Below are 25,646 nucleotides of genomic sequence, written 5' to 3' on the forward strand. Positions count from 1 at the left end.
TTTGATTTCAGCTTATGTCCTGAGCCTTCCACCAACTGCAGAACTCATCCAGAGCAGCCCACAAGCTGACCTTGGGCTCATAGCCGAGGTAGTGCCGGGCCCGGCTGATATCCAGGGTGAAGTTCTTGTTCATGACCTGCATCCCCAGGCGCGACAGGGTCGGCTCCGGACGGCCAGGCCAGAGTTTGCAGACCCCCTCGTTAAGCGCCGCCACGCTGTAGGCCAGGCCAAAGGAGCGATAGCGGGTGACTTGTGGCACCTGCATCTGACGCATCACGTAGTTGACCACGTCCCACAGCGGAACCGGCGCGCCGTTGCTGATGTTGTAGACCTTGCCCAGGGCCGAGCCACTGGCGTGCAAGCTACTGAACAGGGCCTCGTTGAGGTTGTGCACACTGGTGAAGTCGACCTTGTTCAGACCGTTGCCGACGATGGCCAGGCGACCTTTGCGCTGCATTTTCAACAGCCGCGGGAAGATGCTCATGTCGCCGGCACCGGTGACAAAGCGCGGCCGCAGCGCAATGACCTCAAGCCCGAACTCCTGGGCACCGAAGACCTTCTGCTCGGCCAGGTACTTGGTGGCTGCATAGGGGTGCCTGAAACGCTTGGGCACTTGCTCTTCGGTCAGCCCCAGATGATCACGGCCATCGAAATAGATCGACGGCGAGGACAGGTGCACCAGGCGTTGGACCCGCTGCTTGAGGCAGGCCTCGACCACATTCTCAGTGACCAGTACGTTGCCCTGATGGAAATCCTGATAGCGCCCCCACAAGCCCACCGCACCGGCGCAGTGCACCACGGTATCGACATCGCGACAGAGTTCGCGCACCAGGCCGGCATCGTTCAAGTCGCCCTGGACGAACTCGGCACCACGGCGCACCAGGTGATCCACCGCTTCGGCGCGACGGCCGTTGACCCGGACCTCCAGGCCCTGCTCAAGGGCAAAACGAGCAAAGCGCCCGCCGATGAAGCCGCTTGCGCCGGTAACCAGAATTTTCATGAATATTCCTAAGAAAGCAGTGACGAGCTACGAGCTACAAGCTGCAAGTTAAAAATCAGTGCGCAAGCTGTCTAGTTGCAGCTTGTGGCTTGACGCTTACGGCTGCTCCCAGGGCACCAGCCATTGTGCAGATAAACGTGCCAGGTGCTCGGTCAACAAGCCCAGCAATTGTCCGCCGTTGCGCCAATGATGCCAGTACAGCGGCACATCGATGGGTTTATCCGGCAAAAGCTCCACCAGCAAGCCTCGCTGAAGTTGCTCGCGAACCTGCAGTTCGGGCACCAGCCCCCAGCCCAGGCCAGCTTCAGTGAGGCGGATGAAACCCTCGGAAGACGGGCACAAATGATGTTCGAAACCGCCATCGACACCCAGGGACGCCAGGTAGCGATGCTGCAGGAAATCGTCAGGGCCGAATACCAATGCCGGGGTTCGAGCCAACTGCTCGGCACGTACGCCCGAGGGAAAGTGCCGGGTGATGAACGCCGGGCTGGCCAGGGCACGGTAACGCATGGCGCCCAGCAGCAGACTGCGGGCCCCGGCCACCGGACGCTCACTGGCGCAGACACAAGCCGCCACTTCGCCTGCACGCATGCGTTTGAGGCCCACCGTCTGGTCCTCCACCACCAGGTCCAGGAGCAAGTGATGTTCGGCGCAGAAGTCAGCCACCGCTTCGGCCCACCAGGTGGCCAGGCTGTCGGCGTTGAGGGCGATGCGCAGGCGTTCCGGCAAGCCTTCTTCGTCCAGGGCCGGCACCAGGCTTTGCAGGTCCCGCTCCAGAAGGCGTACCTGCTGCACATGGTTGAGCAAGCGGCGACCGATTTCCGTGGGCGCTGGAGGCGTCACCCGCACCAGCACCGGCTGCCCGACCCGGGCCTCCAGAAGCTTGATGCGCTGGGAAATTGCCGACTGCGACAATCCCAGCACCTGGGCCGCCCGTTCGAATCCTGCCTGTTCGATCACCGCGGCCAGGGCGGAGAGCAACTTGTAGTCGAACATCAGTTTTCCTAATGAGTGATCAGCACTATTGGTTTTTCTTATACCGCCTGAAGCGAGAAAATAGCCAGCGTAAAGCCTCTGTAATGCTTCTTCGCTCAAGGATTTTGTTCATGGCCGGTGAAACCTCTCTCGCTACCCTGTTGCGCAGCATGAGCCCGCAGCTCAACGACGGCGAGTACGTGTTCTGTTCCATCACAGACCCCAGCCTGCTGCAGGACTGCGAAGTGCTGGGCAGCTTTCGTGAACGCGAGGGACTGACGGTCATCGTCCAGCGCCAACAGGCCGAGCGTCTGGGACTGGCCTTCGATTACGTGGCGGCCTGGATCACCCTCAACGTGCATTCGGCCCTGGAAGCCGTGGGCCTGACAGCAGCCTTCGCCGGCGCCCTGGGCCAGGCCGGGATCAGCTGCAACGTGATCGCCGGCTATTACCACGACCACCTGTTTGTCGGTCAGGCGGATGCCCGGCGAGCCATGCAGGTTCTGCAAAAACTGGCCGCCGGCGAGGAGCAATAATCATGTGGCAAAGCTATGTAAACGGCCTCTTGGTGGCCGCGGGCCTGATCATGGCCATCGGTACGCAAAACGCCTTCGTCCTGGCTCAGAGCCTGCGCCGTGAGCACCACTTGCCAGTGGCGGCGCTGTGCGTGACCTGCGATGCCCTGTTGGTGGCGGCCGGCGTGTTCGGCCTGGCCACCGTCCTGACCCAGAGCCCGATGCTGCTGGCAGTGGCGCGCTGGGGCGGCGCGGCATTCCTGATCTGGTACGGCGCCCAGGCCCTGCGCCGAGCCTGCTCGAAACAAAGCCTGCAACAGGGCGAAGGCCAGACCGTGCGTTCACTCCGGGCTGTCATGCTCAGTGCCCTGGCGGTCACCCTGCTCAACCCCCACGTGTACCTGGATACCGTGCTGCTGATCGGTTCACTGGGGGCACAACAAACCGAGCCCGGCGCTTACGTGGTGGGGGCCGCCAGCGCTTCATTGCTGTGGTTCTTCACCCTGGCCCTGGGCGCCGCCTGGCTGGCTCCGTGGCTGGCTCGCCCCAGTACCTGGAGGATTCTCGACCTGCTGGTGGCGGTGATGATGTTCAGCGTGGCGTTCCAGCTGATCAGCGCTGCGTGACTTATTCCAAAAGGCTCTGGAACCTCTATCCCACACAGTTGTTGCGTGGTTAAGCCGCCCCCCCGGTGCTATGATCCGAACCCTGCGCCGCAAAGAGTACAAACTCCCCGGCGCTTGTCTGGCCGCCCGTGATCGGCCTTGCGCTCACCGCAACTGACCTGATTAGGAGAATCATCATGGCTTTCGAATTGCCGCCGCTGCCCTATGCACACGACGCCCTGCAGCCGCACATTTCCAAGGAAACCCTGGAATACCACCACGACAAGCACCACAACACCTATGTCGTGAACCTGAACAACCTGGTGCCAGGCACCGAGTTCGAAGGCAAGACTCTGGAACAGATCGTCAAAACCTCTTCGGGCGGCATCTTCAACAACGCAGCCCAGGTCTGGAACCACACTTTCTACTGGAACTGCCTGGCGCCAAACGCCGGCGGCCAACCTACCGGCGCACTGGCTGAGGCCATCAACGCTGCCTTCGGTTCGTTCGACAAGTTCAAAGAAGAGTTCACCAAGACTTCCGTTGGCACCTTCGGTTCCGGCTGGGGCTGGCTGGTGAAGAAGGCTGACGGCTCCCTGGCCCTGGCCAGCACCATCGGCGCCGGCAACCCGCTGACCAGCGGCGACACTCCGCTGCTGACCTGCGACGTCTGGGAACACGCCTACTACATCGACTACCGCAACGTTCGTCCTAAATACGTCGAAGCGTTCTGGAACCTGGTCAACTGGAAATTCGTGGCTGAGCAGTTCGAAGGCAAGAACTTCGTCGCTTAAGTCCGTTTGCAGTGCAAAAAACCCGGCCTAGCCGGGTTTTTTTTTGCCTCTGACAAAGCGGGCATCTTGTCCCGCCCAACCGAGGCGCTAAGATTCATCTGATGTAAAAATCAACGCCGCCCCTCAAGTTGCAAGGCGTCGCTACCGACACACTATCCACAGCAAGAGCAATCCTGAATCTGATCACCCGGGCCTGGCCCGCAGACGTCCTGTACTCGGCATTAATGTCACTTTGACGGCCAACACGGGATTGCCAATACTCATGGCAACTTGACGCTACGCGCACGGAACAAGGAATAGCCCTTTGAAGCTGGAACTCAAAAACAGCTTGTCGGTGAAGTTGCTCCGGGTTGTGCTGCTGTCGGCACTCATAGTGGGCGTAGTCCTGAGCTGCGCCCAGATCGTCTTCGATGCCTACAAGACTCGGCAGGCGGTCGCTAACGATGCCCAGCGCATTCTCGACATGTTTCGCGACCCATCGACACAGGCGGTCTACAGCCTGGACCGGGAAATGGGCATGCAAGTCATTGAAGGCCTGTTCCAGGATGATGCTGTGCGCATGGCCTCCATTGGCCACCCCAACGAAACCATGCTCGCGGAAAAGTCCCGCGAGCTGCAGCATTCCTCCAGTCGCTGGCTCACTGATCTGATTCTTGGCCAGGAACGCACCTTCACCACCCAGTTGGTGGGCCGTGGCCCCTATAGCGAGTATTACGGCGACCTGAGCATCACCCTCGACACCGCCACCTACGGCCAGGACTTCATCATCAGCTCGGTGATCATCTTCATTTCCGGAGTCCTGCGCGCCCTGGCCATGGGCCTGGTGCTGTACCTGGTCTATCACTGGTTGCTGACCAAGCCGCTGTCGCGAATCATCGAGCACCTGACCACCATCAATCCCGACCGCCCCAGCGAGCACCAGTTGCCGCTGCTCAAGGGTCACGAAAAAAATGAACTGGGAATCTGGATCAACACCGCCAACCAGTTGCTGGCCTCCATCGAGCGCAATACCCACTTGCGCCACGAAGCGGAAAACAGCCTGCTGCGCATGGCCCAGTACGACTTCCTGACCGGCCTGCCCAACCGCCAGCAATTGCAGCAGCAACTGGACAAGATCCTGGTGGACGCCGGGCGCCTGCAACGCCGGGTCGCAGTGCTCTGCGTCGGCCTCGACGACTTCAAGGGCATCAACGAACAGTTCAGCTACCAGACCGGCGACCAACTGCTGCTGGCCCTGGCCGATCGCCTGCGCGGCCACAGCGGTCGCCTCGGCGCCCTGGCTCGCCTGGGTGGCGATCAGTTCGCCCTGGTCCAGGCCGATATCGAACAACCCTATGAAGCCGCAGAACTGGCACAAAGCATCCTCGACGACCTGGAGGCCACCTTCGCCCTCGATCACCAGGAAATCCGCCTGCGCGCCACCATCGGCATCACCCTGTTCCCGGAAGACGGCGACAGCACGGAAAAACTCCTGCAAAAAGCCGAACAGACCATGACCCTGGCCAAGAGCCGGTCACGCAATCGCTATCAGTTCTATATCGCCAGCGTCGACAGCGAAATGCGCCGGCGCCGGGAACTGGAAAAAGACTTGCGCGAAGCCCTGACCCGAGACCAGTTCTTTCTCGTCTATCAGCCACAGATCAGCTATCGCGACCACCGGGTGGTGGGTGTCGAGGCGCTGATTCGCTGGCAACACCCGGAACACGGCCTGGTGCCGCCGGACCTGTTCATTCCCCTGGCGGAGCAGAACGGCACCATCATCGCCATCGGCGAATGGGTGCTGGACCAGGCCTGCCGCCAACTGCGCGAATGGCACGACATGGGCTTCAGCGACCTACGCATGGCGGTCAACCTGTCCACGGTGCAACTGCACCACGCCGAACTGCCACGGGTGGTCAACAACCTGTTGCAGATCTACCGCCTGCCACCCCGCAGCCTGGAGCTGGAAGTCACCGAAACCGGCCTGATGGAAGACATCAGCACCGCCGCCCAGCACCTGCTGAGCCTGCGACGCTCCGGGGCGCTGATCGCCATCGACGATTTCGGCACCGGTTATTCGTCTCTGAGCTACCTGAAAAGCCTGCCCCTGGACAAGATCAAGATCGACAAGAGCTTCGTCCAGGACCTGCTGGATGACGACGACGATGCGACCATCGTGCGCGCCATCATCCAGCTGGGTAAAAGCCTGGGCATGCAGGTGATCGCCGAGGGCGTGGAAACAGCCGAACAGGAGGCTTACATCATCTCCGAAGGCTGCCATGAAGGTCAGGGCTATCACTACAGCAAACCCCTGCCGGCGCGGGAGTTGAGCGCCTACCTGAAACAGGCGCAGCGCAGCAACGCGGTGATCCTCTGACCCAGGCATCGCACTCGCCAGCTTGACCTGGCGCAATCCCCTACTGAATAAGAAATATTTACAGGCGCGACCCTTTACACATAATGCAAATCTTTCGCATTATGTTGCAGTTTTTGCGCGCCCCCGCGCCGTCCACTCCCCTCTCGAAGCAGGATGTTCGCCATGATTCGTATGCCTCTGGCTACCGCCAGTCTGTTGGCCATCGCTATTTCCCTCGCCGGCTGCGGCGAAGGCAAAGACGACAAGGCTGCCGCTCAAGCGCCGACCCCGGCCGCCAGCACTGCCACCCCAGCCACTGACGCTGCCGGCAAGGTCGACGAAACCGCGGCCAAGGCTGTGGTCGCGCATTACGCCGACATGGTGTTCGCCGTTTACAGCGACTCCGAATCCACCGCGAAAACCCTGCAAACCGCCATCGATACCTTCCTCGCCAAGCCCAACGACGAAACCCTGAAAGCCGCCAAGGCCGCCTGGGTTGCCGCTCGCGTGCCTTACCTGCAGAGCGAAGTGTTCCGCTTCGGCAACACCATCATCGATGACTGGGAAGGTCAGGTGAACGCCTGGCCACTGGACGAAGGCCTGATCGACTACGTCGACAAGAGCTACGAGCACGCACTGGGCAACCCGGGCGCCACCGCCAACATCATCGCCAACACCGAGATCCAGGTCGGCGAAGACAAGGTCGACGTGAAAGACATCACCCCGGAAAAACTCGCCAGCCTGAACGAGCTGGGCGGTGCCGAGGCCAACGTCGCCACCGGCTACCACGCTATCGAATTCCTGCTCTGGGGCCAGGACCTCAACGGCACCGGCCCTGGCGCCGGCGCCCGCCCTGCTTCCGACTACCTGGAAGGTGCCGGTGCCACCGGCGGCCACAACGAGCGTCGTCGCGCCTACCTGAAGGCCGTGACCCAACTGCTGGTCAACGACCTGGAAGAAATGGTCGGCAACTGGAAGCCGGACGTGGCCGACAACTACCGTGCCACCCTGGAAGCCGAACCGGCCGAAACCGGCCTGCGCAAGATGCTGTTCGGCATGGGCAGCCTGTCCCTGGGTGAACTGGCGGGCGAACGGATGAAGGTATCCCTGGAAGCCAACTCCCCTGAAGACGAGCAGGATTGCTTCAGCGACAACACCCACAACTCGCACTTCTACGATGCCAAGGGTATCCGCAACGTCTACCTGGGCGAGTACACCCGTGTCGACGGCAGCAAGATGACCGGCGCCAGCCTGTCTTCCCTGGTGGCCAAGGCCGACCCGGCTGCCGACGCCGCACTGAAAGCCGATCTGGCGGCAACCGAAGCCAAGATCCAGGTCATGGTGGACCACGCCAACAAGGGTGAGCACTACGACCAGTTGATCGCTGCGGGCAACGAATCCGGCAACCAGATCGTGCGTGACGCCATCGCTGCCCTGGTGAAGCAGACCGGCTCGATCGAACAGGCTGCGGGCAAACTGGGCATCAGCGACCTGAACCCGGATAACGCCGATCACGAGTTCTGATCAGCGCGGCTTCAGTAAAAAGGCGACCTGCGGGTCGCCTTTTTTGTGCCCGCGGTGCTCCGTTTCCTACGCCTGAATGCTTCCCCGCAAGCTTGTCCTGGGTCAAACCAAACGATAATTCCTCTTATTCAATCCAGGCGGCCCTGTTAGACTTTGCGCCCTTGTTTTGCTCGTCTTGCAGGATGTCCGATGCCCCCGTCGCTGCTTCGCTGGTCCGCTCTACTCATGGCCTTGAGCCTGAGTGCCTGCGATGACGCTCCACGCTTTACCCAGGCCGAACCGGGGGAAGCCCGAGCCGGCGGCGCGACGACGGTCAACAAGGCCGATCGCAATGCCTTTTCCCTGCCGTCGGCCAACCTGCCACCGACCCGACGCCTGGACTTCAGCGTCGGCAATAGTTTTTTCCGCAGCCCCTGGGTGATCGCCCCCTCCACCACCACTGCCCGTGACGGCCTCGGTCCGCTGTTCAACACCAACGCCTGCCAGAACTGCCACGTCAAGGACGGCCGCGGCCATCCCCCCGCGCCTGATGCGCTGAACGCCGTGTCGATGCTGGTGCGCCTGTCGATCCCGGATACCCCGGCCTACGCCAAGATCATTGAGCAGGTCGGCGTGGTGCCGGAACCGGTGTATGGCGGCCAGTTGCAAGACATGGCAATTCCCGGAGTCGCCCCCGAAGGCCGGGTGCGGGTCGATTACGATCAGGTACCCGTACGGTTCAAGGACGGCACCCAGGTGGAGTTACGCAAGCCCAGGCTGCAGATCACCGACCTGGGCTACGGCCCAATGCACCCCGAGACGCAGTTCTCCGCCCGAGTGGCGCCGCCGATGATCGGCCTGGGGTTGCTGGAGGCCATTCCCGAAGCGGCAATCCTGGCCAACGCTCAGCCCGACGCCGGCAACAAGGCCATTGCCGGACGACCCAACTGGGTCTGGGATGACGCGCAGCAAAAAACCGTACTCGGGCGTTTTGGCTGGAAAGCCGGCCAACCCAACCTCAATCAACAAAATGTTCACGCGTTTTCTGGTGATATGGGCCTGACCACTCACCTGAGGCCTTTCGATGACTGCACCGACGCGCAAACCGCCTGCAAGCAGGCCCCCAACGGCAATGGCCCGGACGGTGAGCCGGAAGTCAGCGACAACATCCTGCGCCTGGTGCTGTTCTACACTCGCAACCTGGCAGTACCGGCGCGCCGCGATGTCGATTCGCCCCAGGTCCTGGCCGGCAAGAACCTGTTCTTCCAGGCCGGCTGCCAGTCCTGCCACACCCCAAGTTTCACCACCGCGGCCAACGCCGCCGAACCCGAATTGGCCAATCAGGTGATCCGCCCCTACAGCGATCTGCTGCTGCACGACATGGGGGAAGGCCTGGCGGACCACCGCACGGAGTTCAAGGCCAGTGGCCGCGACTGGCGCACTGCGCCCCTATGGGGCATCGGCCTGACAGAAACCGTCAGTGGCCACACCCAGTTCCTGCATGACGGTCGCGCCCGCAACCTGATGGAAGCGGTGCTGTGGCATGGCGGCGAAGCCGAAGGCGCCAAGCAACAGGTTCTCGCGTTCAATGCCGAGCAACGTGCCGCGTTGCTGGCCTTTCTGAATTCGCTATAAACACTCGACTCAACTGCTTTCTCCACAATAAAGGGAGCCCGAACATGTTCCGCCCCAAACTGCTGTTCACCAGCCTTGCCGCACTCGCCCTGGGCGCCTGCTCGCCCCAGGACCCACAAGCCGTGACCTCGGCCGCCATCGCCAAACAGGTGATCCTGCCAACCTACAGCCGTTGGGTCGAGGCCGACCGCCAGCTGGCCATCAGCGCCCTGGCCTTCTGTGAAGGCAAGACAAGCCTGGACACCGCCCGCGCCGACTTCCTCCACGCACAAAAAGCCTGGGCCGAGCTGCAACCACTGCTGATCGGCCCGCTGGCCGAGGGCAACCGCGCCTGGCAGGTGCAGTTCTGGCCGGACAAGAAAAACCTGGTCGGCCGGCAGGTCGAGCAACTGGTGACCGCCAATCCGCAGATCGATGCCGCGGCCCTGGCCAAATCCAGTGTGGTGGTGCAAGGCCTGTCGGCCTACGAGTACATCCTCTTCGACAGCAAGATCGACATGGCCGACAGCGCGCAGAAAGCCCGCTACTGCCCGCTGTTGACCGCCATCGGTGAACGTCAGAAACAACTGGCGCAAGAGATCCTGACGGGCTGGAATACCAACGACGGCATGCTCGCGCAGATGAGCAAGTTCCCCAACCAGCGCTACGCCGACTCCCATGAAGCCATCGCTGACTTGCTGCGGGTCCAGGTCACTGCCCTGGATACCTTGAAGAAGAAGCTCGGCACGCCGATGGGCCGCCAGACCAAGGGCATTCCCCAGCCGTTCCAGGCTGATGCCTGGCGCAGCCAGTCGTCCCTGCAAGGCCTTGAGGCCAGCCTCAGCGCTGCTCAAACCGTGTGGGCAGGTGTCGACAACAAAGGCCTGCGCGGCCTGTTGCCAGCCGATCAGAAGCCTTTGGCCGACAAGATCGACGCCGCCTACGCCGCTTCGCTGAAACTCTTCGCCAGCACCCAGCGCTCGCTGACCGAAATGCTCGGTGACGACGCTGGTCGCCAGCAGCTCAACGATCTGTACGACAGCCTCAACGTGGTCCACCGCCTGCACGAAGGCGAACTGGCCAAGGCGCTGGGGATCCAACTGGGCTTCAACGCCAACGACGGTGACTGATGATGCTGCGACGTCAGGCTTTGGCACTGGGCAGCCTGCTGCTCAGTGCGGTGACCTTGGGCGGCTGGACGCTGTTCAAGCAAAAGGGCAAACAGCCCTTGCTGCTTTCGGCCAGGGACGATGGTGACGGCAAGCATTACGCCGTCGGTTATCAGCTGGACGGTAAACAGGTGTTTGCCACCCAGGTCGGCCAACGTTGCCATGACATCATCAATCACCCGCAGTTGCCGATCGCCCTGTTCGTGGCCCGGCGCCCGGGCACCGAGAGTTACCTGATCGACCTGCGCAACGGCGCGCTGCTGCAGACCGTGACCTCGCAACCTGACCGGCACTTCTACGGTCACGCGGTGATCCACAAGGATGGCCAGTGGTTGTACGCCACCGAGAACGACACCCGGGACCCCGGCCGTGGCCTGCTCGGGGTGTATCGCTTCGAAGGCGAGCGCCTGGTGCACAGCGGTGAACTGTCCACCCACGGTATCGGCCCGCACCAGGTGTCGTGGATGCCCGACGGTGAAACCCTGGTGGTAGCCAATGGCGGCATCCGCACTGAAGCCGAAAGCCGGGTGGAGATGAACCTCGATGCCATGGAGCCGAGCCTGGTGTTGATGCAGCGCGACGGCACCCTGTTGAGCAAGGAAACCCTGGCCCAGCAGATGAACAGCGTGCGCCACATGGGCATCGCCAGCGACGGCACCATCGTCACCGGCCAGCAGTTCATGGGCGCCGCCCACGAGCCCTCGGAACTCCTGGCAATCAAGCGGCCGGGACAACCTTTCGCGGCCTTCCCGGTACCCGAACAGCAGTTGCAGGCCATGGGGCACTACACCGCCAGCGTCGCGGTGCACAGCGACCTGCGCCTGGTGGCTCTGACCGCCCCCCGGGGTAACCGCTTCTTCATCTGGGACCTGGACAGCGGCGCAGTGCGGGTCGATGCGCCCCTGCCAGACTGTGCCGGGGTCGGCGCCGTGGCCGACGGCTTCGTGGTGACCTCGGGACAAGGCCGCTGCCGCTTCTACGACTGTCGCCAGACACAGATTGCGGCAAAACCGCTGGATCTGCCCGCAGGGCTCTGGGACAACCATCTGCATCTGATCTGAAGAACCCTCCCCGGCCTTGGCGCCGGGAGCTTCGCTAGACGACAGGACAGTCATCTGGAACCCGCACGCGACTCGGAGTAATGTCTACCGGGCTTGTTTCCCGGGCTTTCCAAGGAAGCGGAATATGCTGCGTCGCCGCATGTTGATCATGTTGGGTGTGGTCCTGTTGGTCGTGCTGTTGCTAGCCGGCTACAAGGCGTTTTCGATCTACAAGATGGTCCAGGTCTACTCGGCCCCAAAGCCGCCCATCAGCGTGGCGGTGATTACCGCCGACGAGCGCCCCTGGCAAAGCCGGCTGCCCAGTGTCGGCAGCCTCAAGGCCCTGCAAGGGGTCAACCTCAGCCTGGAAGTCGCCGGTACGGTCAAGGACCTGCAGTTCGAATCCGGGCAGCAGGTCAAGGCCGGCCAACCGTTGCTGACCCTGGACAGCGCTGTGGAAAGCGCCCTGCTGGAAACCGCCCAGGCCGACCTCGGCCTGGCCCAGCTGGATTTCGGACGCGGTAGCCAACTGGTGGGCAGTCAGGCGATTTCCAAGGGCGAGTACGACCGGCTTTCGGCCCAGTTGCAAAAGAACAAGGCCACGGTCAACCAGCTCAAGGCCTCCCTGGCCAAGAAACGCATTCTCGCCCCCTTTGCCGGCACAATCGGCATCCGCCAGGTAGATGTCGGCGACTTCCTGGCCAGCGGCACGGTGATCGCAACCCTGCAGGATCTGAGCAGCCTGTACGTGGACTTCTATATCCCGGAACAATCGGTGCCCAAGATCCGTCTGGGACAGACCGTGCAGCTCAGCGTTGCGGCGTTTCCCGGGGAGTCGTTCCCCGGCAGCATCAGCGCCATCAACCCCAAGGTCGAGAACAGCACCCGCAACGTGCTGGTACGCGCCACCCTGGCCAACCCCGAAGGCCGCTTGCTGCCGGGCATGTTCGCCGACCTGCAAGTATTGCTTCCCGACCCGCAGCTCAAAGTAGTGGTGCCGGAAAGCGCCCTCGCCTACACCCTCTACGGCAACTCGGTGTACGTGGTCACGCAGAAGAAAGCCGCCGACGGCAGCCTGGAGCAAGACTCCGAGGGCCGGCCGCTGCTGATCGCCGAGCGGCGCTTTGTCGACACCGGCAAGCATCGCGGCGGCCTGGTGATGATCAACAAGGGTGTGGAGAAGGGCGAACAGGTGGTCAGTGCCGGCCAGATCAAACTGGATAACGGCGCCCACATCAGCATCACCCCGGACAAGCTGCAACCGGAACAGCCGAACAGCCAGCCTCGCGCCGACTGATCAAGGAATCCCCATGGCCTTTACCGATCCGTTCATTCGCCGCCCGGTACTCGCTACCGTGGTCAGCCTGCTGATTGTGCTGCTGGGATTCTAGGCCTGGAGCAAGCTGCCCCTGCGCCAGTACCCACAGATGGAGAACGCCCTGATCACGGTGACCACCGCCTACCCCGGGGCCAATGCCGAAACCATCCAGGGCTATATCACCCAGCCCATGCAGCAAAGCCTGGCCAGCGCCGAAGGCATCGACTACATGACCTCGGTGAGCCGGCAGAACTTCTCGGTGATCTCGATCTATGCACGGATCGGTTCCAACAGCGACCGCCTGTTCACCGAACTGCTGGCCAAGGCCAACGAGGTCAAGAACAAGCTGCCCCAGCAAGCCGAAGACCCAGTGCTGAGCAAGGAGGCGGCCGACGCCTCGGCGCTGATGTACATCAGCTTCTCCAGCCCGCAACTGAACAACCCACAGATCACCGACTACCTCTCACGAGTGATCCAGCCCAAGCTGGCGACCCTGCCAGGCATGGCCGAGGCGGAGATCCTCGGCAATCAGGTGTTCGCCATGCGTCTGTGGCTGGACCCGGTGAAGTTGGCGGCCTATGGCCTGGCTGCCAGCGACGTGAGCAACGCCGTGCGCGAGTACAACTTTCTGTCCGCCGCAGGCGAGGTCAAGGGCGAGTACGTCGTCACCAGTATCAATGCCAACACCGAGCTGAAATCCGCCGAGGCGTTCGCGGCTATCCCATTGAAAACCGATGGCGACAGCCGGGTCCTGCTCAAGGATGTGGCGCGGGTGGAAATGGGCGCGGAAAACTACAACGCCATCAGCTCCTTCGGCGGCGTGCCCTCGGTCTACATCGGCATCAAGGCCACCCCCGGAGCCAACCCGCTGGACGTGATCAAGGAGGTGCGCAAGCTGCTGCCGGAACTGGAAGCGCAACTGCCCCCGACCCTCAAGTCGGACATTGCCTACGACGCCACGCTGTTTATCCAGGCCTCCATCGACGAGGTAGTCAAAACCCTGTTCGAAGCGGTACTGATCGTGATTGTGGTGGTGTTCCTGTTCCTCGGCGCCTTGCGTTCGGTAGTGATCCCGGTAGTGACCATTCCGCTGTCGATGATCGGCGTGATGTTCTTCATGCAGTTGATGGGCTACTCGATCAATCTGCTGACCTTGCTGGCCATGGTCCTGGCCATCGGCTTGGTGGTGGACGATGCAATCGTGGTGGTGGAGAACATTCATCGGCACATCGAAGAAGGCAAGACACCCTTGGATGCGGCCATCGAAGGTGCCCGGGAAATCGCCATGCCGGTGGTATCGATGACCATCACCCTGGCGGCGGTTTACGCTCCCATAGGTTTTCTCCAGGGACTCACCGGCGCCCTGTTCAAGGAGTTCGCCCTGACGCTGGCCGGGGCCGTGGTGATTTCCGGGATCGTCGCCCTGACTCTGTCACCGATGATGTGTGCACTGTTGCTGCGCCGCGACGAAAACCCCAGCGGCCTGTCCCATCGCCTGGACCGGATTTTCGACAGCCTGAAGCAGCGCTACCAGCGCCTGCTCCACGGCACCCTTGAGACCCGTCCCGTTGTACTGGTCTTCGCGCTGATCGTGCTGTGCCTGATTCCCCTGCTGCTCAAGTTCACCAAGGCGGAGCTGGCACCGGACGAAGACCAGGGCATCATTTTCATGCTGGCCACGGCGCCGCAACCGGCCAACCTGGAGTATCTCAATGCCTACACCGATGAGTTCCTGGCGATCTTCAAGGAGTTCCCGGAGTACTACTCCTCATTCCAGATCAACGGTTTCAACGGGGTGCAATCGGGGATCGGCGGCTTCCTGCTCAAGCCCTGGAACCAGCGCCAGCGGACCCAGATGCAGATCCTGCCCCAGGTACAAGGCAAACTGGCAGGCATCGCCGGCCTGCAAGTCTTCGGTTTCAACCTGCCGGCCTTGCCCGGCACCGGCGAGGGCCTGCCCTTTGCCTTCGTGATCAACACCCCCAACGATTACGAGTCCCTGTTGGACGTGGCCAACCGGGTGAAGAAACGCGCCATGGAGTCGGGGAAATTCGCCTTTGTCGACATTGACCTGGCCTTCGACAAACCCGAAGTGGTGGTCGACATCGATCGGGCCAAGGCCGCGCAAATGGGCGTTACCATGCAGGACCTGGGGGGTACGCTGGCGACCTTGCTCGGCGAGGCGGAAATCAACCGTTTCACCATCGACGGACGCAGCTACAAGGTGATCGCCCAAGTGGAGCGCGCCTATCGGGACAACCCTGACTGGTTGAATAACTACTACGTGAAGAACAGCAAGGGTGAGGCCCTGCCGCTGTCGACCCTGATCAAAGTCAGCGACCGCGCCCGCCCTCGGCAGTTGAACCAGTTCCAGCAGCTCAACGCTGCGACCATTTCCGGTGTGCCCGTAGTCAGCATGGGCGAAGCCATCGACACCATGCGCCAGATCGCTACGCAGGAGGCCCCCGCCGGTTACGCCTTCGACTATGCCAGCGCCGCTCGCCAGTACGTCCAGGAAGGCAGTGCGCTCTGGGTCACCTTCGGCCTGGCCCTGGCGATCATTTTCCTGGTGCTGGCGGCGCAGTTCGAAAGCTTCCGCGACCCGGTGGTGATTCTGGTGACCGTGCCGCTGTCGATCTGCGGCGCACTGATCCCACTGTTTCTCGGCTGGTCGAGCATGAACATCTACACCCAGGTTGGCCTGGTGACGCTGATCGGCCTGATCAGCAAACATGGGATTCTGATCGTTGAATTCGCCAACCAACTGCGCCGGGACCAGGGACTTAGCGCCCGACAGGCGGTGGAGCAAGCCGCATCGATTCGCCTGCGCCCGGTGCTGATGACCACTGCAGCGATGGTGTTCGGCATGGTGCCACTGATCCTGGCCAGCGGCGCCGGTGCAGTCAGTCGCTTCGATATCGGTACAGTAATCGCCACGGGCATGTCCATCGGCACCCTGTTCACCCTCTTCGTCCTGCCCTGCATCTACACCCTGCTGGCCAAGGCGGACACCTGAATCCGGGACAAACAAAAGGCCCCGCAATGCGAGGCCTTCAGGTGGCAGTTTCAGGTCTTCAACTCTGGGGTTTCAACGCCTGGCTCATGCCGAACATGAACAACAGCAGTTCATGATCCGGCTTGACCGCCACCGAGCTCTTGGCCACCCGTGGCAACGGGCAATGTTCACCCTGAGCGGCACTGAGAACCTGCGTTCGCGGCTGCTCCCAGACAACCATGGCCAAGGAAGCAACTGCCAAGGCTCCTGCCAGGAACAAACCTCGTGCAATTTCTAGCTTCATAGCTATAAACCTTTGATGGGGCTGCCAAACACCGTTCTATAAAAGTAGTAGAGCTTTTGCCAGTCCGTGTCATTCCACGACGAATGGCGGCGCAGTTGCTTGAGGTCATGGGCCGCCGCCCGACGGCTGCTCAGGCGCTGGCGACACTTCTCGAAATCCAGCAATGCAATCCTCACCTGGGCCTGCTCGCCCTCGCCATCTATTCGTACAAAAACATGTTTGGAATACAGGCAGCCATGCTGCCAACGGCCCTTGTGCATACGCGCCAGGGTCTGCGCCAGTGCCTGCAACACTCGCTCGTGCAGCACTTCGCCGTGGCGTTCACGCTCACCTGCGGCATACCAGTTATCGATTTCCACAAAGCCGTCGAGCGCAGCGGTCACCAGCAGGGCCTGCCACTGATGCTCGGGGCCGCGCCGGGCGCCGCAGAACACCAGCTCCGGCACCTCTATATCCAGCAAACGCAGGCCTTGCAGGGCATCACGCTCACGCAGGACGGTCGGACGACCAAAGGGGTGTAGAAAGCTGCGATGAATGTGCCCGATCTGCCGCTTGGCATAGAGCAGGCGACCGCTGCTGCTGATCAGGCGCTGCACGCCGCTCTCACCGCCTCGACGCTTATTGGGTTCCTCGACCCATTCACCTTGTTGGTTCCAGAAGTATTCGAAGCAATCTGTGGGCACGGCGTCCATTTCCGAAGCACATTCAACAGCCATCCTCTTACCTCTTGCGTAATACGTAGACCCGCCACATGGCGTAGAGCGGAAAGAAGTCCAGGTGCTCCTGGACACGAAAACCGGCTTGCCTGAATTCTTCTTCGACCGTAGCCGCCGGTAACACGAAACGATTCTGGTAACCCTCCTGCCCACCTTCGGACAGCCGCTTGCGCTCCATGCGCTTGCGCTTCCAGGCCTTGAAGTTGCCATCGACCCATAGCGAAACAATCACGCTGTCACGGGTGACCCGCTGAAACTCCCGTAGCAGCGCTATCCGATGCTCGGCCTCACCGATGTGGTGCAACAACCGCATGGAAAAAATGCAGTCCACAGCGTTGTCCGGCAAGTCGATGGCAAACGCAGACGTTTGCAAGGCTCGTACCCGTTTCACCACATCGGCCGGTTGCGCCACCGTGGCGGTGTTCAGCATAGCCGCTGAATTGTCGGCGCCAATAATGATTCGATTGGCCTTTTCGGTCAGCAGCGGCCAGAAACGACCCGCGCCGCACGGCAGGTCCAGCACCAGGCCCGGTTCTCCCGCCAGGGCCAGCGCAGCGCGAGCCAATTGTTCATCACGCTTGTGGGACAACTGTCGTGCCAGCCCCTCCTGGTGCTTGAGCAGGTATTGCTGCGCATGTTGGGCATCGTACTTGTCGGAAAATTCCAGCTTGATCGGTGTCGCCATCATCAAAGTCTCCTGCAACTGATGGCGCCACCTTAAGCAGCGGCGTGTCAGCGACAGGTCATCCCCTTGTGAAAACTTCGTACCGTCCAACGAGGAAATATTTCAGAGTTTTACAGGCAGCAGACAATGGCCTGGGGCCACCTAAGAAGAAAAATCGACAAGCGAGTGGCCCTGAAAAACAGGGCCCGGCAAGAATATTCAAGCCTTGGAAGGGGGCAGTTGAACGTGAAAACGACAGCCATTGGGGGTCATGGTACTGAGAGTGACGCTCCAGCCCTGGTTCTCGCAGATCCGCTGGACCAGGGACAAGCCCAGCCCCAAGCCTTCACCGCGCTTTTCATCGCCACGGACAAAGGGCTGGAACATCGCCTCGCGTTTTTCCTCGGGAATGCCCACGCCGCTGTCCTCCACGACGAATCCATCCGGCACCAGGCTCAGGCGGATAAATCCCTGTTCGGTGTAGTGCAAGGCATTGCGCAACAGATTGCCCATCACCGCATGCAGGAAAGTGGCGTTGTAGCGGGTCTCACCCGGTTGTCCCGGCTCGAAGATCAACTCGATACCCTTGGCCTCGACGGATTCGCGCCACACTCCGATCAAGTCCTTGGCAGCCTGGGTCAGCGTCAGTTGCGGCGACATGCTGGCATCTTCCCGCTGGGCTCGGGCCAGCATCAGGAACGTCTGCACCAGCTCACGCATTTCCTCGCAAGCTCGGGCAATACGTTCGACCTGGGCTCGTCCACGGGGATCGAGCCCGGGGTTTTCCAGGAGCAGCTCGCAGGACGTGGCCAGGACCATCAGCGGCGTCCGCAGTTCATGGCTGACGTCACTGGTGAACAGACGCTCACGGCTCAAGGCCTGGCGCAGGCGTCCGAGAGTCGCATCGAAGGCAATCGCCAACTCGCCCACCTCATCCGCCGCATAATCCGGTGCCAGGGGCGGTGCCAAGCCCAGCAGTTGATCCCGGTGACGGACCTGGCGAGCCAGACGAACCACCGGCGCCATCACCCGACGTGCCAGGACCCACCCCAGGAACACCGCCAGCGCCAGACTTAGGATGAAACCCACCAGCACCACCGCGAACAGCACCCGCTCGCGCTCTTCGAAATCGCTCTGATCCTGCAGCAGCACATAACGCCGGCCATCCACCACTTCGACCATAGCGTGATAGGACAGCTGCTCGCGAAACACTTCATGGAAGCCCGGGTCCAGGTGCCTCAGATCCTTGGGCAACTCGAAATCGCCGCGCCCGCCACTGTAGTAGAACAGTTGGTCGGGCTCGGGGCGGTGATTCCAGTCGGCAACGTTGTCCATTAGCAACAGGCGTTGCAGATCGCCGCCAAGGCCGGCGGAGATGAGTTTCTCCTCCACCAGATGCACGGTCGCCACGATGCCCATGGCGAAAGCCCCCGCCACCAGTGCGCTCATCAAGGCAAAGGCGATGATGATGCGCTGGGCAAGGCTCTGCTTAAACTCCATCACGGCCCTCGGCCAACCGGTAGCCGACACCGTGCACGGTGTGCAGCAACGGTTTGGCGAACGGCTTGTCGATCACCTGGCGCAGTTGGTGGACATGGCTGCGCAGGCTGTCACTGTCCGGACAGTCATCGCCCCACAGGGCCTCTTCGAGGATTTCCCGGCGCAACACATGGGGGCTCTTCTGCATCAACACCGCCAGCAGCTTGAGGCCCACCGGGTTGAGCTTGAGCAGGCGCCCTTCACGGGTGACTTCCAGGGTATCGAGGTCATAGCTGAGGTCACCGACCTGCAACGCTCTGCGACCACCGCCCTGGGTACGGCGCATCACCGCCTCAATCCGCGCGGCCAGTTCCGAAAGGGCAAATGGCTTGAGCAGGTAGTCGTCGGCACCGGACTTGAAGCCCTGAAGCCGGTCATCCAACTGGTCACGGGCCGTGAGCATGATCACTGGGGTATCGCGCCGGGCATCTTCGCGCAGGCGCTTGCACAGGGTGTAGCCGTCGATCCCTGGCAGCATGATGTCGAGCACGATCAGGTCGTAATGCTCAGTGGCAGCCAGGTGCAATCCCGACAGACCATCCTGGGCGCAGTCCACGGTGTAGCCCTTGAGTCCCAGGTAATCCGCCAGGTTGGCGAGAATATCGCGGTTGTCTTCAACCAGTAGAATTCGCATCGGCACTCTCTCCGTACACAGTTACGGCCGTCTTGGCTCGCGCAGCTTAAGGCCAAGTCCGACTCGCCGCCAGCCTTGTCTGACCGCTCCCCGGGCACTTTTCACTCCTTCAATGGCTTAACGAGTTTTTCACCACAGGTTCACAACCTGCCTACAGGGGCAAGCTCAGACTGCCGGCCGTTTGCCCACAAGGAACACCCCTCTGATGGATCTTCTCAAGACCGCCCCAGCGCGCTTAGTGCTGTTATTGACCAGCACCTGGCTGGCGATTTTCCTGCTGACCCGCAGCGCTCTCCTGCTGACTCACCTCAACGAAGCCGGTAGCGGCTGGCTGCCAGTGTTCGGCGTCGGCCTGCTTTACGACCTGGGCTTCCTGGCCTACGCCGCCCTGCCCCTGGGCCTGTGCCTGTTGCTCTGCCCGCCCAGCCTGTGGCAGCGGCGTGGAACGCGCTGGCTGTTACAGGGCCTGTTCAGCCTGAGCCTCTTCGCCATGCTTTTCACCGCTGTTGCGGAATGGCTGTTCTGGGACGAGTTCGGCGTGCGTTTCAATTTCATCGCCGTCGACTACCTGGTGTATTCCGACGAAGTCCTCAACAACATTCTCGAGTCCTACCCGATCGGCCTGTACATGGCGCTGCTGGCCCTGGCGGCAATCGCCCTGAGCCTGGCGCTGCGCAAGCCGCTGAAGGCGGCTCTGGATGCGCCCTTGCCGTCTCTGCGTGATCGCCTGCTCAGCACCCTGGGACTGCTGCTGGTGGCCAGCGCCAGCCTGCAACTGCTCAGCCAGGACAGTCCGCGGGCCCAGGGCGGCAATGCCTACCAGAATGAGCTGGCGAGCAACGGTCCGTATCAGTTCTTTGCTGCCTTTCGAAACAATGAGCTGGATTACCCACAGTTCTATCGCAGCCTGCCTGCCGATGTGGTGGCCCGCCAGATGCGCGCCGAACTCAACGAGCCCAATGCCCGCTTCATCGGCAAGGACCCCCTGGACATCCGTCGCGCCATTGACAACCCGGGCACCCCGCGCACACCGAATATCGTCCTGGTCACCCTGGAAAGCTTCAGCGCCAAGTACATGGGCAGCAATGGCGACGAACGCAATCTGACCCCCAACCTCGACGCCTTGCGCCAACAGAGCCTGTACTTCAACAATTTCTATGCCACCGGCACCCGCACCGACCGCGGCCTGGAAGCCATCACCCTGGCGATCCCACCGACGCCCGGACGCTCCATCGTCAAGCGCATCGGTCGTGAAAGCGGCTTTGCCAGCCTGGGCCAGCAACTTCGCGCCGTGGGTTACGACAGTGTGTTCGTCTATGGCGGACGCGGTTACTTCGACAACATGAACGCCTTTTTCAGCGGCAACGGCTACCGAGTGGTGGACCAGAGCAGCGTCGAAGAGTCCGAGATCCATTTCAAGAACGCCTGGGGCATGGCCGACGAAGACTTGTATAACCAGACCCTGAAGCTGGCGGACGCCGACTACGCGCAACAACGCCCCTTCCTGCTGCAACTGATGACCACCTCCAACCATCGTCCGTACACCTACCCCGACGGCCGCATCGACATCAAGTCCGGCAATGGCCGTGACGGCGCGGTCAAATACACCGACTACGCCATTGGCGAGTTCCTCAAGGCGGCGCGGCAAAAACCCTGGTTCGACAACACGATCTTCGTGTTCGTCGCCGACCACACCGCAGGCAGCGCGGGCAAGGAAGACCTGCCCATCAGCAACTATCAGATCCCGCTGTTCGTCTACGCCCCCAAGCTGGTCCCAACGCGGGAAAGTGCCCAGCTGGCCAGTCAGATCGACCTGGCGCCAACGCTGCTGGGGTTGTTGAACCTGGACTACGAATCGACCTTCTTCGGTCGCAACCTGTTGCAGGACAACCCACTGCCCCCGCGTGTCCTGGTGGGCAATTACCAACACCTGGGGCTGTTCGACGGCAAGGACCTGGCGATTCTCAGCCCGCGCCAAGGGCTGCGCCGCCATGACCAGGCCCTGGGTGCCAGCCAGGAATCCCGGGTGCAGGACAGCGACCCGCTGATCCAGCGCGGTATCAGTTACTACCAGAGCGCCAGTTATGGCTTCAAGCAGCAACTGTTGAGCTGGAAGGCGCCCAAAACCTCGGCGGCCGAGTTGAGTCAGCGCTGAAGTCATTCGCGGGCAAGCCCGCTCCTACAGAGGTGCATCGTTGTAGGAGCGGGCTTGCCCGCGAAGATCCAGGCGCCCCCTCCTATCCCAGGCATAAAAAAGCCCCGCCGGTTTTCACCGGCGGGGCTTTTTCAGTACAGGGGTAAGGCTGGCTTACATCATGCCGCCCATGCCACCCATGCCGCCCATGTCTGGCATGCCGCCAGCTGCAGGCTTGTCTTCCACGATTTCAGCAACAGCGGCTTCGGTGGTCAGGATCAGACCGCCGATGGACGAAGCTGCTTGCAGCGCGGAACGGGTTACCTTGGTTGGGTCCAGGATGCCCATTTCGATCATGTCGCCGTATTCGCTGGTGGCAGCGTTGTAACCGAAGTTACCGGAACCCTGCTTGACCTTGTCCACAACCACGCTTGGTTCGTCACCGGAGTTGGCAACGATCTGACGCAGTGGAGCTTCGATAGCGCGACGCAGAACAGCGATACCCACGTCCTGGTCGGCGTTGTCGCCCTTCAGGTCGTTGATGCCTTGCAGAGCACGGATCAGGGCTACGCCACCGCCAGGTACCACGCCTTCTTCAACGGCTGCACGGGTAGCGTGCAGGGCGTCTTCAACGCGGGCTTTCTTCTCTTTCATTTCAACTTCGGAACCAGCGCCAACCTTGATCACTGCAACGCCGCCGGACAGCTTGGCCAGACGCTCTTGCAGTTTTTCACGGTCGTAGTCGGACGAAGTGTCGGCGACTTGTTGACGGATCTGAGTCACACGAGCCTGGATGTCCGCTTCAACGCCAGCACCGTCGATGATGGTGGTGTTTTCTTTGGACAGGATCACGCGTTTGGCGTTACCCAGGTGCTCCAGGGTGGTGCTTTCCAGGCTCAGGCCGATCTCTTCGGAGATAACGGTACCGCCGGTCAGGACGGCGATGTCCTGCAGCATGGCCTTGCGACGGTCGCCGAAGCCTGGTGCCTTGACGGCAGCGACTTTGACGATACCGCGCATGTTGTTCACAACCAGAGTCGCCAGGGCTTCGCCTTCAACGTCTTCAGCCACGATCAGCAGTGGGCGGCCGGCTTTGGCAACGGCTTCCAGCACTGGCAGCATTTCGCGGATGTTGGAGATCTTCTTGTCCACCAGCAGGATCAGCGGGCCGTCGAGTTCGGCGACCATGGTGTCCGGCTTGTTGATGAAGTAAGGGGACAGGTAGCCACGGTCGAACTGCATGCCTTCTACAACCGACAGTTCGTTTTCCAGGCCCGAGCCTTCTTCAACGGTGATCACGCCTTCTTTACCGACTTTTTCCATGGCCTCGGCAATGATGTCGCCGATGGAGTTGTCGGAGTTGGCGGAGATGGTGCCGACCTGAGCGATGGCTTTGGAGTCAGCGCATGGCTTGGACAGACCTTTCAGCTCTTTGACGATGGCGATGGTCGCCTTGTCGATGCCGCGTTTCAGGTCCATCGGGTTCATGCCGGCAGCGACGGCTTTCAGGCCTTCGTTGACGATCGACTGGGCCAGAACGGTAGCGGTGGTGGTGCCGTCGCCAGCGTCATCGTTAGCACGGGAGGCAACGTCTTTGACCAGCTGCGCGCCCATGTTTTCGAAGCGATCTTTCAGCTCGATTTCTTTGGCTACGGAAACGCCGTCCTTGGTGATGGTCGGAGCGCCGAAGCTCTTCTCGATGATCACGTTACGGCCTTTCGGGCCCAGGGTCGCTTTTACTGCGTCAGCCAGGACGTTGACACCGGTGAGCATTTTCTTGCGGGCGGAATCGCCGAATTTAACTTCTTTAGCAGCCATGATCGATATTCCTTAAATACTGTGTAGTAGCGGGAAAATACGTGGGAAATCAGCCTTCGATAACGGCGAGAATTTCGTTCTCAGCCATTACCAGCAGATCTTCGCCATCGACTTTCACGGTGTTGCTGCCGGAGTACGGGCCAAACACCACTTTGTCACCCACTTTCACGGCCAGCGCACGTACTTCACCGTTGTCCAGCACGCGGCCGGTACCTACAGCGACGATTTCGCCACGGTTAGGTTTTTCAGCAGCCGAACCAGGCAGAACGATACCGCCGGCAGTTTTCGATTCTTCTTCGCTGCGACGGATGACGACGCGGTCATGCAGAGGACGAAGCTTCATTGTCGATCTCTCCTAATTGTGGTTTTCAACGGCCGGTGTCGATACCGGCGGGTTAACAAATCCGGCGTGGCCGGTTGCGGCTCGACAAGCGAGACGCGGAAGTCTGTCTGGTGTCAGCACCAGAAACCTTGCGGTGACCGTTACATAAGGGCGCATAAGGTTATTACAAGGGCAGGTTGATGAAATTTTTTACATCACCCGGGTTAAAACGAACACGGCACCCGAAGGTGCCGTGTGTTTGAGGCCAGTTATCAAGAATCTCGGTGCTCGAACTCACCTTCAATGACATTGGGCTCACGGCCCAACGGCTGTTGCGGCGCAGGGCCGCCACGGGCCGCACGCATGTCATCGGCAAAGGCGCGTTGGCGCAAGGCCTGCTCCTCGGCACGCTGGCGCATTTTATTGGCCAGCAGGCGACGGCTGATGGGCAGCAGCATCAGCAGGCCGAATACATCGCTGATGAAACCCGGCAGGATCAGCAGGCCGCCACCCAGGGCCAGCATCAGCCCCTCGAGCATCTGCTGGGCCGGCAACTCACCGCGATTGAGGCTTTCACGGGCACGCAGTGCCGTGGCCAATCCGGCCACGCGCAACACCAGCACACCGAGCATCGAACCGAGAATGATCAGCAGCAGTGCCGGGAAAAACCCGATGGCCGCGCTGACCTTGACGAAGACGAACAGCTCCAGCACCGGGAACAGTAAAAAGAGCAACAGAAAAGGGCGCATCAAATGGTTTCCTCTGCGGAAGAATGCCTTCCAGTAGACCGTAAATGACGTCGCCAATTCGTGAATTCAAGCACCCGGTGCCGGATTTTTCGGCCATTGATCGGCGTGGGCCAGAAAAACCAGGGCTTCGCGCACTTGTGTCGGCGTGTTGCAAAGGCTTGGAAATGGCAGCCAGTAAAGGGCCTGGCCAATGCGCAGGTGCATGCCTTCGCTGTCGATCCCGGCCAGTTGCGCCGGCACGCTGTGTGGCAGTCCCGTCAGCGCCACGTAGTGGGCAATGGCTTTGGCGTGGTCGCTGTTCATATGTTCAACCATGCTCAACTCGGCCTTGCCGGCGAACGGGTTGGCCAGGGCCACTTGATCCACCCAGTGAATAGCGCCGAAACCGCCGATGTAGCGATGACGCACCGGCTTGAGTACCCAGAAGTCGAAGTCATGGGCCTTGTGGTAGTTCTGGGATTCCGGGAAGTAGCGGTAGTAGCGCTCGGCGGCGGCCTCGATAGCGTCCTGGTCCTCAAGCTTCTCGGCTTCGGCCAGGTAGGTCAGGCGCCCCACCGCTTGCACGTCATCGGCATCGCGCTCGCCTACCAGCAGCGAGCACTTGGAATCCTTCTGCAGATTGTGGGTGTGCTGGGCGATGCGGCTGATGAGAATCAGGGGGCGCCCCTCGGCATCCAGGCAATAAGGCACCACGGAACCAAAGGGAAAACCCGGCATGGCCTTGGAGTGCGTCGACAACACGCCGCGGTATTCCTTGAGCAGCAATTCTCGTGCATTCTTGGCAGCTTCAACGCTCACTTTATGACTCCTTCTATAGAATCCGTCGAAAACGGACGGGCGCCTGGAGCATTGTTCCAGCTACGCCAACGGGGCAATTCTCATCTGCAGCCAGGCCAGGTCCGG

21 protein-coding genes and 1 pseudogene are annotated in these 25,646 nt (G+C 61.3%); 11 read left to right on the forward strand and 11 right to left on the reverse strand.

Annotated elements, in window-relative coordinates; genetic code table 11:
• Positions 1-7: 7 nt before the first annotated feature.
• The gene (locus ACSSVC_RS28600; RefSeq protein ID WP_346632487.1) at positions 8-1,000 is read right to left on the reverse strand and encodes an NAD-dependent epimerase/dehydratase family protein; all 993 of its coding nucleotides are present in this window, start codon (positions 998-1,000) and stop codon (positions 8-10) included.
• 96 nt (positions 1,001-1,096) lie between these two features.
• Positions 1,097-1,996 (reverse strand): LysR family transcriptional regulator ArgP, encoded by a 900-nt coding sequence (locus ACSSVC_RS28605; protein WP_446439182.1) that lies wholly within the window; start codon positions 1,994-1,996, stop codon positions 1,097-1,099.
• A gap of 110 nt (positions 1,997-2,106) precedes the next feature.
• Between ACSSVC_RS28605 and ACSSVC_RS28610 the strand changes: the two genes are divergently transcribed.
• The 10 genes and pseudogenes from ACSSVC_RS28610 to ACSSVC_RS28655 all read left to right on the forward strand — a co-directional run bounded on the left by ACSSVC_RS28610 (position 2,107) and on the right by ACSSVC_RS28655 (position 15,884).
• Positions 2,107-2,511 carry an ACT domain-containing protein gene (locus ACSSVC_RS28610; RefSeq protein WP_346632489.1) on the forward strand — a complete coding sequence of 135 codons (405 nt, stop codon included), beginning with the start codon at positions 2,107-2,109 and terminating at the stop codon, positions 2,509-2,511.
• Positions 2,512-2,513: 2 nt separating this feature from the next.
• Positions 2,514-3,116, forward strand: a complete 603-nt coding sequence (locus ACSSVC_RS28615) for a LysE/ArgO family amino acid transporter (RefSeq protein WP_102880727.1) — start codon at positions 2,514-2,516, stop codon at positions 3,114-3,116.
• Between the two features lie 176 nt (positions 3,117-3,292).
• Positions 3,293-3,889, forward strand: coding sequence for a superoxide dismutase (locus ACSSVC_RS28620; RefSeq protein WP_123726073.1), 597 nt, complete (start codon positions 3,293-3,295; stop codon positions 3,887-3,889).
• 304 nt (positions 3,890-4,193) lie between these two features.
• Positions 4,194-6,245 (forward strand): putative bifunctional diguanylate cyclase/phosphodiesterase, encoded by a 2,052-nt coding sequence (locus tag ACSSVC_RS28625; protein ID WP_404937554.1) that lies wholly within the window; start codon positions 4,194-4,196, stop codon positions 6,243-6,245.
• Between the two features lie 162 nt (positions 6,246-6,407).
• Positions 6,408-7,748 (forward strand): imelysin family protein, encoded by a 1,341-nt coding sequence (locus ACSSVC_RS28630; protein ID WP_492611759.1) that lies wholly within the window; start codon positions 6,408-6,410, stop codon positions 7,746-7,748.
• 189 nt (positions 7,749-7,937) lie between these two features.
• Positions 7,938-9,362 (forward strand): di-heme oxidoreductase family protein, encoded by a 1,425-nt coding sequence (locus tag ACSSVC_RS28635; protein ID WP_346632492.1) that lies wholly within the window; start codon positions 7,938-7,940, stop codon positions 9,360-9,362.
• A 44-nt stretch (positions 9,363-9,406) separates the two neighbouring features.
• Positions 9,407-10,471, forward strand: coding sequence for an imelysin family protein (locus ACSSVC_RS28640; protein ID WP_446439178.1), 1,065 nt, complete (start codon positions 9,407-9,409; stop codon positions 10,469-10,471).
• Positions 10,472-10,473: 2 nt separating this feature from the next.
• Entirely contained in the window at positions 10,474-11,571 is a 1,098-nt protein-coding gene (locus ACSSVC_RS28645) for a DUF1513 domain-containing protein (RefSeq protein ID WP_446439307.1), read from the forward strand.
• Positions 11,572-11,695: 124 nt separating this feature from the next.
• A complete protein-coding gene (locus ACSSVC_RS28650; protein ID WP_492611760.1) occupies positions 11,696-12,847 on the forward strand; it encodes an efflux RND transporter periplasmic adaptor subunit in 1,152 nt (383 codons plus the stop codon).
• Between the two features lie 13 nt (positions 12,848-12,860).
• Positions 12,861-15,884 (forward strand): annotated as a pseudogene (locus ACSSVC_RS28655) (multidrug efflux RND transporter permease subunit).
• 58 nt (positions 15,885-15,942) lie between these two features.
• On the opposite strand, the gene ACSSVC_RS28660 reads toward ACSSVC_RS28655, so the two are convergent.
• The 5 genes from ACSSVC_RS28660 to colR all read right to left on the reverse strand — a co-directional run bounded on the left by ACSSVC_RS28660 (position 15,943) and on the right by colR (position 19,720).
• Positions 15,943-16,167 carry a hypothetical protein gene (locus tag ACSSVC_RS28660; RefSeq protein ID WP_102860499.1) on the reverse strand — a complete coding sequence of 75 codons (225 nt, stop codon included), beginning with the start codon at positions 16,165-16,167 and terminating at the stop codon, positions 15,943-15,945.
• Between the two features lie 2 nt (positions 16,168-16,169).
• Positions 16,170-16,883 (reverse strand): lipopolysaccharide kinase InaA family protein, encoded by a 714-nt coding sequence (locus ACSSVC_RS28665; RefSeq protein ID WP_346632496.1) that lies wholly within the window; start codon positions 16,881-16,883, stop codon positions 16,170-16,172.
• Positions 16,884-16,887: 4 nt separating this feature from the next.
• Entirely contained in the window at positions 16,888-17,568 is a 681-nt protein-coding gene (locus ACSSVC_RS28670; protein ID WP_404940088.1) for a class I SAM-dependent methyltransferase, read from the reverse strand.
• Between the two features lie 198 nt (positions 17,569-17,766).
• Entirely contained in the window at positions 17,767-19,047 is a 1,281-nt protein-coding gene (locus ACSSVC_RS28675) for a sensor histidine kinase (RefSeq protein ID WP_346632497.1), read from the reverse strand.
• Positions 19,037-19,720: a two-component system response regulator ColR gene (gene colR / locus ACSSVC_RS28680; protein WP_047305857.1), complete on the reverse strand. Its 684-nt coding sequence runs from the start codon at positions 19,718-19,720 to the stop codon at positions 19,037-19,039. Before colR ends, ACSSVC_RS28675 begins: the two co-directional genes overlap by 11 nt.
• Before the next feature lie 205 nt (positions 19,721-19,925).
• On the opposite strand from colR, the gene ACSSVC_RS28685 reads away from it, so the two are divergent.
• Positions 19,926-21,875, forward strand: a complete 1,950-nt coding sequence (locus ACSSVC_RS28685) for an LTA synthase family protein (RefSeq protein ID WP_446439177.1) — start codon at positions 19,926-19,928, stop codon at positions 21,873-21,875.
• A 153-nt stretch (positions 21,876-22,028) separates the two neighbouring features.
• Here ACSSVC_RS28685 and groL read toward each other — a convergent pair whose 3' ends face one another.
• From groL to ACSSVC_RS28705, 4 genes are all read right to left on the reverse strand, one after another.
• Positions 22,029-23,672 (reverse strand): chaperonin GroEL, encoded by a 1,644-nt coding sequence (gene groL / locus ACSSVC_RS28690; protein ID WP_025129665.1) that lies wholly within the window; start codon positions 23,670-23,672, stop codon positions 22,029-22,031.
• A gap of 49 nt (positions 23,673-23,721) precedes the next feature.
• Positions 23,722-24,015, reverse strand: a complete 294-nt coding sequence (locus ACSSVC_RS28695) for a co-chaperone GroES (RefSeq protein ID WP_011063093.1) — start codon at positions 24,013-24,015, stop codon at positions 23,722-23,724.
• 251 nt (positions 24,016-24,266) lie between these two features.
• Positions 24,267-24,743: an FxsA family protein gene (locus tag ACSSVC_RS28700; protein WP_011063094.1), complete on the reverse strand. Its 477-nt coding sequence runs from the start codon at positions 24,741-24,743 to the stop codon at positions 24,267-24,269.
• A 66-nt stretch (positions 24,744-24,809) separates the two neighbouring features.
• Positions 24,810-25,541 (reverse strand): HugZ family pyridoxamine 5'-phosphate oxidase, encoded by a 732-nt coding sequence (locus ACSSVC_RS28705; RefSeq protein ID WP_346632499.1) that lies wholly within the window; start codon positions 25,539-25,541, stop codon positions 24,810-24,812.
• Positions 25,542-25,646 lie beyond the last annotated feature (105 nt).

The organism is Pseudomonas sp. E1BtOHC1, assembly GCF_058744285.1.

Coding starts and splice junctions, on each gene's coding strand:
- ACSSVC_RS28600 (WP_346632487.1), bottom strand. CDS start 1,000: ATGAAAATTCTGGTTACCGGCGCAAGCGGCTTCATCGGCGGGCGCTTT.
- ACSSVC_RS28605 (WP_446439182.1), bottom strand. CDS start 1,996: ATGTTCGACTACAAGTTGCTCTCCGCCCTGGCCGCGGTGATCGAACAG.
- ACSSVC_RS28610 (WP_346632489.1), top strand. CDS start 2,107: ATGGCCGGTGAAACCTCTCTCGCTACCCTGTTGCGCAGCATGAGCCCG.
- ACSSVC_RS28615 (WP_102880727.1), top strand. CDS start 2,514: ATGTGGCAAAGCTATGTAAACGGCCTCTTGGTGGCCGCGGGCCTGATC.
- ACSSVC_RS28620 (WP_123726073.1), top strand. CDS start 3,293: ATGGCTTTCGAATTGCCGCCGCTGCCCTATGCACACGACGCCCTGCAG.
- ACSSVC_RS28630 (WP_492611759.1), top strand. CDS start 6,408: ATGATTCGTATGCCTCTGGCTACCGCCAGTCTGTTGGCCATCGCTATT.
- ACSSVC_RS28635 (WP_346632492.1), top strand. CDS start 7,938: ATGCCCCCGTCGCTGCTTCGCTGGTCCGCTCTACTCATGGCCTTGAGC.
- ACSSVC_RS28640 (WP_446439178.1), top strand. CDS start 9,407: ATGTTCCGCCCCAAACTGCTGTTCACCAGCCTTGCCGCACTCGCCCTG.
- ACSSVC_RS28645 (WP_446439307.1), top strand. CDS start 10,474: ATGCTGCGACGTCAGGCTTTGGCACTGGGCAGCCTGCTGCTCAGTGCG.
- ACSSVC_RS28650 (WP_492611760.1), top strand. CDS start 11,696: ATGCTGCGTCGCCGCATGTTGATCATGTTGGGTGTGGTCCTGTTGGTC.
- ACSSVC_RS28660 (WP_102860499.1), bottom strand. CDS start 16,167: ATGAAGCTAGAAATTGCACGAGGTTTGTTCCTGGCAGGAGCCTTGGCA.
- ACSSVC_RS28665 (WP_346632496.1), bottom strand. CDS start 16,883: ATGGCTGTTGAATGTGCTTCGGAAATGGACGCCGTGCCCACAGATTGC.
- ACSSVC_RS28670 (WP_404940088.1), bottom strand. CDS start 17,568: ATGGCGACACCGATCAAGCTGGAATTTTCCGACAAGTACGATGCCCAA.
- ACSSVC_RS28675 (WP_346632497.1), bottom strand. CDS start 19,047: ATGGAGTTTAAGCAGAGCCTTGCCCAGCGCATCATCATCGCCTTTGCC.
- colR (WP_047305857.1), bottom strand. CDS start 19,720: ATGCGAATTCTACTGGTTGAAGACAACCGCGATATTCTCGCCAACCTG.
- ACSSVC_RS28685 (WP_446439177.1), top strand. CDS start 19,926: ATGGATCTTCTCAAGACCGCCCCAGCGCGCTTAGTGCTGTTATTGACC.
- groL (WP_025129665.1), bottom strand. CDS start 23,672: ATGGCTGCTAAAGAAGTTAAATTCGGCGATTCCGCCCGCAAGAAAATG.
- ACSSVC_RS28695 (WP_011063093.1), bottom strand. CDS start 24,015: ATGAAGCTTCGTCCTCTGCATGACCGCGTCGTCATCCGTCGCAGCGAA.
- ACSSVC_RS28700 (WP_011063094.1), bottom strand. CDS start 24,743: ATGCGCCCTTTTCTGTTGCTCTTTTTACTGTTCCCGGTGCTGGAGCTG.